Annotated in this window: 9 protein-coding genes and 1 pseudogene; 5 read left to right on the top strand and 5 right to left on the bottom strand. The window is 50.6% G+C overall.

What is annotated here, in order from left to right; genetic code table 11:
* The 4 genes and pseudogenes from AC1V0D_RS21880 to AC1V0D_RS21865 all read left to right on the top strand — a co-directional run.
* The coding region (locus AC1V0D_RS21880; RefSeq protein ID WP_482908099.1) for a hypothetical protein at window positions 1-230 on the top strand (230 nt) is incomplete at its 5' end.
* 103 nt (window positions 231-333) lie between these two features.
* Window positions 334-512: pseudogene (locus AC1V0D_RS21875) on the top strand (Rop family plasmid primer RNA-binding protein).
* Between the two features lie 10 nt (window positions 513-522).
* Window positions 523-945, top strand: a complete 423-nt coding sequence (locus AC1V0D_RS21870; RefSeq protein WP_482908098.1) for a helix-turn-helix domain-containing protein — start codon at window positions 523-525, stop codon at window positions 943-945.
* 802 nt (window positions 946-1747) lie between these two features.
* Complete coding sequence (locus tag AC1V0D_RS21865) at window positions 1748-1987, top strand: DUF2442 domain-containing protein (protein WP_482908097.1); 240 nt, start codon at window positions 1748-1750, stop codon at window positions 1985-1987.
* Window positions 1988-2268: 281 nt separating this feature from the next.
* Here AC1V0D_RS21865 and AC1V0D_RS21860 read toward each other — a convergent pair whose 3' ends face one another.
* From AC1V0D_RS21860 to AC1V0D_RS21850, 3 genes are all read right to left on the bottom strand, one after another.
* Window positions 2269-2532 carry a hypothetical protein gene (locus AC1V0D_RS21860; protein ID WP_482908096.1) on the bottom strand — a complete coding sequence of 88 codons (264 nt, stop codon included), beginning with the start codon at window positions 2530-2532 and terminating at the stop codon, window positions 2269-2271.
* Window positions 2522-3028 (bottom strand): DUF2778 domain-containing protein, encoded by a 507-nt coding sequence (locus AC1V0D_RS21855; protein ID WP_482908095.1) that lies wholly within the window; start codon window positions 3026-3028, stop codon window positions 2522-2524. Before AC1V0D_RS21855 ends, AC1V0D_RS21860 begins: the two co-directional genes overlap by 11 nt.
* A gap of 1057 nt (window positions 3029-4085) precedes the next feature.
* The gene (locus AC1V0D_RS21850; RefSeq protein WP_482908094.1) at window positions 4086-4358 is read right to left on the bottom strand and encodes a hypothetical protein; all 273 of its coding nucleotides are present in this window, start codon (window positions 4356-4358) and stop codon (window positions 4086-4088) included.
* A gap of 126 nt (window positions 4359-4484) precedes the next feature.
* On the opposite strand from AC1V0D_RS21850, the gene AC1V0D_RS21845 reads away from it, so the two are divergent.
* Complete coding sequence (locus tag AC1V0D_RS21845) at window positions 4485-4694, top strand: hypothetical protein (protein ID WP_482908093.1); 210 nt, start codon at window positions 4485-4487, stop codon at window positions 4692-4694.
* A gap of 103 nt (window positions 4695-4797) precedes the next feature.
* Here the strand turns inward: AC1V0D_RS21845 and AC1V0D_RS21840 are convergent, their stop codons facing one another.
* Window positions 4798-5295, bottom strand: coding sequence for a hypothetical protein (locus AC1V0D_RS21840; protein WP_482908092.1), 498 nt, complete (start codon window positions 5293-5295; stop codon window positions 4798-4800).
* Window positions 5295-5777, bottom strand: a complete 483-nt coding sequence (locus AC1V0D_RS21835; protein WP_482908091.1) for a hypothetical protein — start codon at window positions 5775-5777, stop codon at window positions 5295-5297. Before AC1V0D_RS21835 ends, AC1V0D_RS21840 begins: the two co-directional genes overlap by 1 nt.
* Window positions 5778-6667: the final 890 nt, after the last annotated feature.

Below are 6667 nucleotides of genomic sequence, written 5' to 3'. Positions count from 1 at the left end.
GTCTGCATGTTGTATCTAAGACTGAAAAGCAGTTTCTTGATGACGCTGTTTTTGCAGCGGAACGGGCAAAGGGCAAAAAGTTGTCCGGTCCGGAAAAAAAAGAGGTGTTGCGTGTTGCCCGTGAGCAGCTGCTGGGGCAGCGTGAAGCGGAAGCCGCTAAACAGGCACGGGCTGATGAACGTCAGGCTGCAGAATTCGCCTGGAGCAAGCCTAAGCCTTTTCGTCGTTAACCGGTAACGCTCGCTGCAGCATTCGTCTGGCGCAGCCAGGGGAACCGAGGAAGCGTCATTTCACCCGATTTCAGCATATGGCACGTACGCATCGGAGCGTCTGATGACGAAACAGCAAAAAACAGCGCCGAACATGGCAAAATTCATTCAGCACTAAAGTCTGCTCCTGCTGGAAAGCTCAACGAGCTAGATTTTGATGGTTCAGCGGATATGTGTGAAAAGCTTCATGAGGATGCTGAACGACTTCACAGCAGTCTTATGGCAACGTTAACTCAGGAATAGCGAAATCTGCATGGCAAAAGTGTCAATCAGCGAAGCAGCCAGGCTTGCCGGTATTAGTCGCCCTACCATTTACAAGCTAATGAACAGCGGAAAACTTAATTTTACGTCTGTTGTAAAGGCAGGGAAGACTGTAAAGAACATCGATACATCTGAGCTTATCAGAGTTTTTGGTACCATTGGGAACCTCCCTGTAGCAACAGATTTTACTGTAAATCCGGAACAAGAAATTACACAGGTTAACAGTCCTGATTTACAGCACTTACAGCACGAAATTGAGTTGCTACAGAAGGAAAACGAGGGTTTAAAAGAGGCTGTAGCCTCGCGGGATGAACATATCAGCTCCCTGCGCCAGGCAATGCTGCTTCTTGAGCATAAACAGGACATGCATCAGCCCTTACCGCCTCCGGCTAAATGGTGGCAGTTCTGGAAATAACAGGCCGTAAAACCTGTAATATCATTTTTATCCGGTGTTCCGGTCCCGACGACACGGTTACTTTTGCGCTTCCTGCTTCTCAGCTGGTATCTGTGCATCGGGATGACAGATTGTTGAGTTCTTGCGAGGTTTCCCCAGGTCGCTGACCTGTTCGCGGCTTACGCCGGGCTGACTGTCGTCAGGCTCCCTCCACACACCCGCTTCCGGGTGTCGCCATCGATACCGAGCCGATTATTTTCCTTTTCTTTCTGAACACGTCTGCAGTTATGCCCGCAGCGCTGGGTTAATGCCCGTTCAGGGCGCATGAAAACACGTAATACGTGCACGTCAGATTGTGGAAATCGCCGTCAGGCGTTGTGCTGCAGGGGCTGCAGCGTGGTTTTTTCACGCGTCACTTTGTTCTCGTTTTACTCGAACCAAAGTGACGCCGTTCAGTCCTGAGGCGCGTTTGCCTCTGCAAACAGGTGCTTTCCGGAAGACGTAATGGTGATCGCAGGGTGTAGCGGGCTGTCGTGGTTATGACTGTCGGCAGCGGATGACAGGACGGTCGGTGCCAGTCACTGCATTGTGAAATGTACCCTCATCGTCGCGTCGTAGGTGCGCTGTTTGTGACGATATCTGCTTCCAGGGGCGGGCAGATGTACCACGCTTTGCGTTCTCCCTTTCAGGCTGCGGGAGTGTTCTGTACAGCCACCCGAAGGCGATCCTCTCAGGCCGTGGGATCATTGGTGGTCGTCATGGACGACAGGACTACCCGGGCATACTATCAACGTAAATTCGTGACGGTCAACCGGAGGTCGTGATGAGCGTATCCATCAAATCGGCAAAATTTGATCCCTGCAACATGTGGCTGCAGCTGAGCGACGGGCGCACCCTGGGCGTCCCGCTGTTTTATTTTCCCGCGCTGGCCGGCGCCACCGCAGAGCAGCTTGCAACGTTTGAACTGAGTCCACGCGGCATTCACTGGGACGGGCTGAACGAAGATCTGAGCCTTGAGGGCTTTCTGGTTACACAGAAGCTGCAGCAGGTCAGAAAAACTTAGTGCCGGACAGGAAATGTTTTGTGACCACCGCCACTGCGCCGGCGACCCAAAACGGCGGGACAAGATGTGTTTTTGGTACACCGCCAGCGCACCAAATCCTCCATGTCAGGCTATGCCCGACACCCTGATAAATTTCGACGCGTCGAAGTTTTCTTTTGCCCTCTGACGAACGCAGGATAGAACATCGTCAGCAAGTGGACTGCCGCGCCTGACGGCTTGCCCAACGCCTTATGGACACACAGTGAACTGCGTATCCATAAGGCGTTTCAGACAGGCAGACCTTATCCCGCTCCGTTCATGCGTTTTTCAATTTTCCGGACAATGATTCTGTAAGCGGTGACGGCGAGAGCAAGGTTGAGCAGTCCAAGACTCATCATAATGAACCCCTCAAGGTCGGTATCGCCGAACATGCCGGCGGCGGCCTCCCAGAAGTGCGAGTGCTCATAACTGACCGGGCCCAGCCACTGAAGAAAGAAGAAAAAAACGATAAGAGAGGCGGCAAAGATAAAGATTTTTAAACCTGCCGGCAGGCGTTTAGTTTCCATCTGTAACCACCTCAATCTCGCCGTAGGTGACAAGTCCGTTAGGCAGTTTGCGGAGCTGGGTGCTGAGCAGGCTCTGGCGGATAGTCAGAAAATCAGTGCGGTTCTTCAGGGTTACGCAGCCTTCAGAAATACCCAGTGGCCCCGGAGGATGAAGCCGGAAATTGCCGCGTTTCACGCCGTTTATCCAGGTGAAATCATCAATCTTTCCATCCTGCCTGTAGAGGGCAAACCATTCACCTTTAATGACGGGCGTTGGAGTCGGCCACGAATAGAAATCGTGAAGGTCGGTACGAATGACGCCTTTCCAGCCGCCGGCTGGCCGGTCAACGATGTAATACTTTCCGGGCGGGATCGGGCCCTGCATGGGAACGGCCACGTCGCTGACCCGGTTGCGGGAGTTTTTATTTCCTGAGTACGCCGGAAAAGAGCCAACACCAAACATCGTAAGCGTCGACATTTCCTGATTATTGATAACAAACTTGCCTGGTATTGGCATGGATCCCTTACCTGTTCTGTCAGTTTTAACGCCCGGACATCATACCATCCTAAACTGGAAAACCGTGGAAAAGGCACCCTTAGTGCCAACATACGCCTTAAACCGACCGCCATTCACTTCGGTGCATAGCCATGCAGACGGTCAGAAATTGTCAGGGCGGATTTTCGCGGTTTCGGCCAGGGAAAGGTCCCGCTTTTAGCCCGGACGCGTCAGGATCGCGCTGAGGGGCTTTACGGGGGTGCGGCCAAGCACTGTTATGTTAAATACAACATACGGGCAGGTACGAAAAAATAATGCAGGCGGGCCTGCGCAGGCGAAAATCCGGCCCATACTGATTGCATCCCTTCACCAGGGATGCAGGCGTTTCCAGCCACTGCACGTCTTCGGCCCCCGGCGGGGGGCTTTTTTTTCGCCGGCGCAATGTAACGGCTTGCGGAACCCCGCTGATTTTTCCATGCTGTACGCGCGCCGCTCTTCTGCAGGAGCCGGCGCGCTGCCGTAAACTGTGAACGTGATTGTTCAGCCCGCTCAAGACTGCGGGTTTTTTTACGCGCAAAATTCAGGCGCAGCCGTATCGGCAGGCAGGAGAGCGTATTTTTTACCGCTTACGCTTGCCGTCGCGGCGATCTTTTTTATCATTAAGACCGGCCGGCGGCTCCGGCTGACCGCGATAAAAGCAAGCGTCACAGTATTTCTCTTTGTACCGCCTGCACGGCGGTTTTTTTTGGCCTGAAAACGGCTACCCGCTGCCGGCGGGCCTCATCCGGCACCCGAAAATGAAGGGATGTGACGCGATCTTACGGTGGATTCCTGGGCAGCCATCCGGGACGGGTATCCCGGATGGCTGAAAAAAATCCCGAAACCTGGCCAGCGGGGCCGGGAAGGAAGTGAGGCAGTGAAATTCGCGTTAAGAAAAACCGCCACCTACTGTAGCACGCCGTTTTCAGGGAGGAGCAGAGGTTCAGCAGGCCTGCTGCCGGTTATCCGGGATTCGTGATCGTAGTCTTATGTTAAAAGCGAGTGACTGGCAGGGTCATTAAACGCGGCCAGCCACTCGTTATTTGAGAATGGCTGTGAGGAGGCTACTGAATACGGAACCCGTTATGAAAGCGCGCTCCGTCGTCACTTCCTCTTTCCGCATGTCCGCCAGCCTGGCGAGTGCACTTTCGGCATCGGCGGCGCGAACCTCTTCAAACAGCTTTTCCCAGCCGTCACCGGCCAGTTGAGCGGCTTTCTCCGCGTCAGATCTTTCCAGGGCGGCGATGTGCTGACCTTTCTTAAAAAAGCAGAACTCCGGCATGGTGTACTCCGTGAACAGGGTGGCAGTCATGAGTAACATATCTGAAGTGAGCTGATTTCGTACAGCGGAGGCTGCCTAACCGGTTCGGGACTGAGATGTTATGGTAAAAGAGAATGACCAGGCGGCTGTGCCCGAAACCTGACGGAGGGATAAATCATGTCTGATAAGAATGAGTTTGCTGAAGGAAAGGCCATCTGTAACGAGATCGGTGGCGCGGTGCTTGAGGTTCTGGGTAATAAACGTGAGCTTGCCGTTCAGTCGCTCATCGACGTCCTGCAGGACGCACAGCATGACAGGCACAGCTACGGCGAAGAGCGTGAGAAAGGCATGGAGCTGGCGATCAGGATACTACAGAAGTTTGCGTGAAAGCCGCCCGGAAGCGAGTTCGCCGCCGGGGTGTTATGGTAAATTTGCGCGAATATTTGATGCGGGTAAGGTTATCCTACTAATAGCCTTTCCCGCTTATTTGCTAGTCATTTATATTACTTTTTTCTTTCTTTTCTTTAGAGATTGTTTTTCCTATAGCCAGCTTCAATGCTATGTCGGAAGCTGGCTTTGGTTCTTTATTATCTTTATGTTCATCGCCTTTAAACACGTTAGTTGGCTTTTTAGACTCAAATACAGCTTCTGATAACTGAGTTACCATTGTTTGTAGTTGGTAACGCAGCTCTGTTCCTCTTTTATTGTGAGTTATGCAATCTAGAGCTGCATGATGAACTTGCAGCATACAGCCTCTGTACTTTTCACAAAGGTCTTGGCTTAGTGATGCACTAGCTTTGGCTTTTGATATGCCTGATTCTTTGTCCCATGCCGAAAATTTATCTGACAGCAGCATGTAAACGATGACATAAGCAGCATAAATGCCACATGCTAATTTCAAATCAACTTTCTCATCTACTAATACTTTGAATAAAAAAGTAGAAAGGAAAACGTTGAGAAGGAAAGATAAAACCTTTGACCATGTCATTACTTATCCTTCATAATTTCCTTAGCTGAACCCCAAAAATACTCAGATGCAGACTCCAAGAGATATAAGGAGTTAATCACTCTGTCTTTTGAATAAAATATATCATCACCATGCGTAAGGAAGTCTATGGCAAATTGAATTTTTAGCTTTTCTTTTTCTAATGAAATAAAGCCAGCTTTAATTCCTATCCTGTAAAGGTTAAAGTTGTTTATATGCTTATCGATCTGGCTTTGCTTTGTTCCTCCTTTGATTTCAAAAGAGAAGTTGCATGATAGCCTATGTATACCAAGTTCTGAAGAGCACCCGTCCAGGAATGAATAATTTAGCTCATCATATACGAAGTCGCCTATAATTAAATCACCTTCTACAGGTTTTTCCCCTCTGAGGAACTTAACGTCATCCTCACTGACCTCTATGTTGCTTATCGCTTTAATTTGCAAAAGAGATGGGAGTAAAGAAACAACTTTTTTCTTTCTTGACATTTAAAGTCCCTGTTATTAATCGATTCCGAAGGCGCTGTAATTGGCTTAAAACCAACCATTTTTCGACTCGGTTATTTTAACTTCGATGAAATTATGTATCACGACAATCTTGTGATTGTCTCATCTGAGTAGTAATCTGGCAGCGTTTAAACGAAAAAACCACCCTGGCAGGTGGTTTTTCGAAGGTTAGGTAATCCTGGCAGATTTTCTAACCATGGTAACTGGCTTTAGCGGAGCGCAGTCACCTGATTCGTCCTTCCAGTGTAGCTGTAGTTGGGCTTCCACTTCAAGAGTTCTTGTAAATCTGTTTGACAAGCTCGCTCCGCAAACCTGTTACCAGTGGCTACCGCCAGTGGCGATTTGTCGTGTCTGTCAGGGTTGGACTCAAGTGAACAGTTACCTGAGCAGGCGTGGTAGTCGGACTAAACGGGGAGTTCGTGCATATAGTCCAGCTTGGAGCGAACCACCTAAGCAGCCCCCAGTGTCAGGCGTGGTATGAGAAAACGCGGCCATAACAGCGGAAAGACACGGGCTAAGCTGTAAGGTGGGAACAGGAGAGCGCACGAGGGAGCCACCGGAGGGAAACGTCCGGTATCTTTAAGTCCTGTCGGGTTTCGCCCCTTCTGATTTGAGCACCGGGAATCGGCAGATTTCTGTGATGTTCGTCAGGAGGGCGGAGCCTATGGAAAACCGGGGTGCCGGGGACCCGGCTTGGGGGGAAAGGGGGGCGCTGTTGACGTTTACCTGGAGGGTTTATGGCTGGTCGTCTGCATGTTGTATCTAAGACTGAAAAGCAGTTTCTTGATGACGCTGTTTTTGCAGCGGAACGGGCAAAGGGCAAAAAGTTGTCCGGTCCGGAAAAAAAAGAGGTGTTGCGTGTTGCCCGTGAG

The sequence above is a fragment of the Pantoea sp. PA1 genome (assembly GCF_056856975.1).
This window is presented reverse-complemented; position numbering and strand designations above follow the sequence as displayed.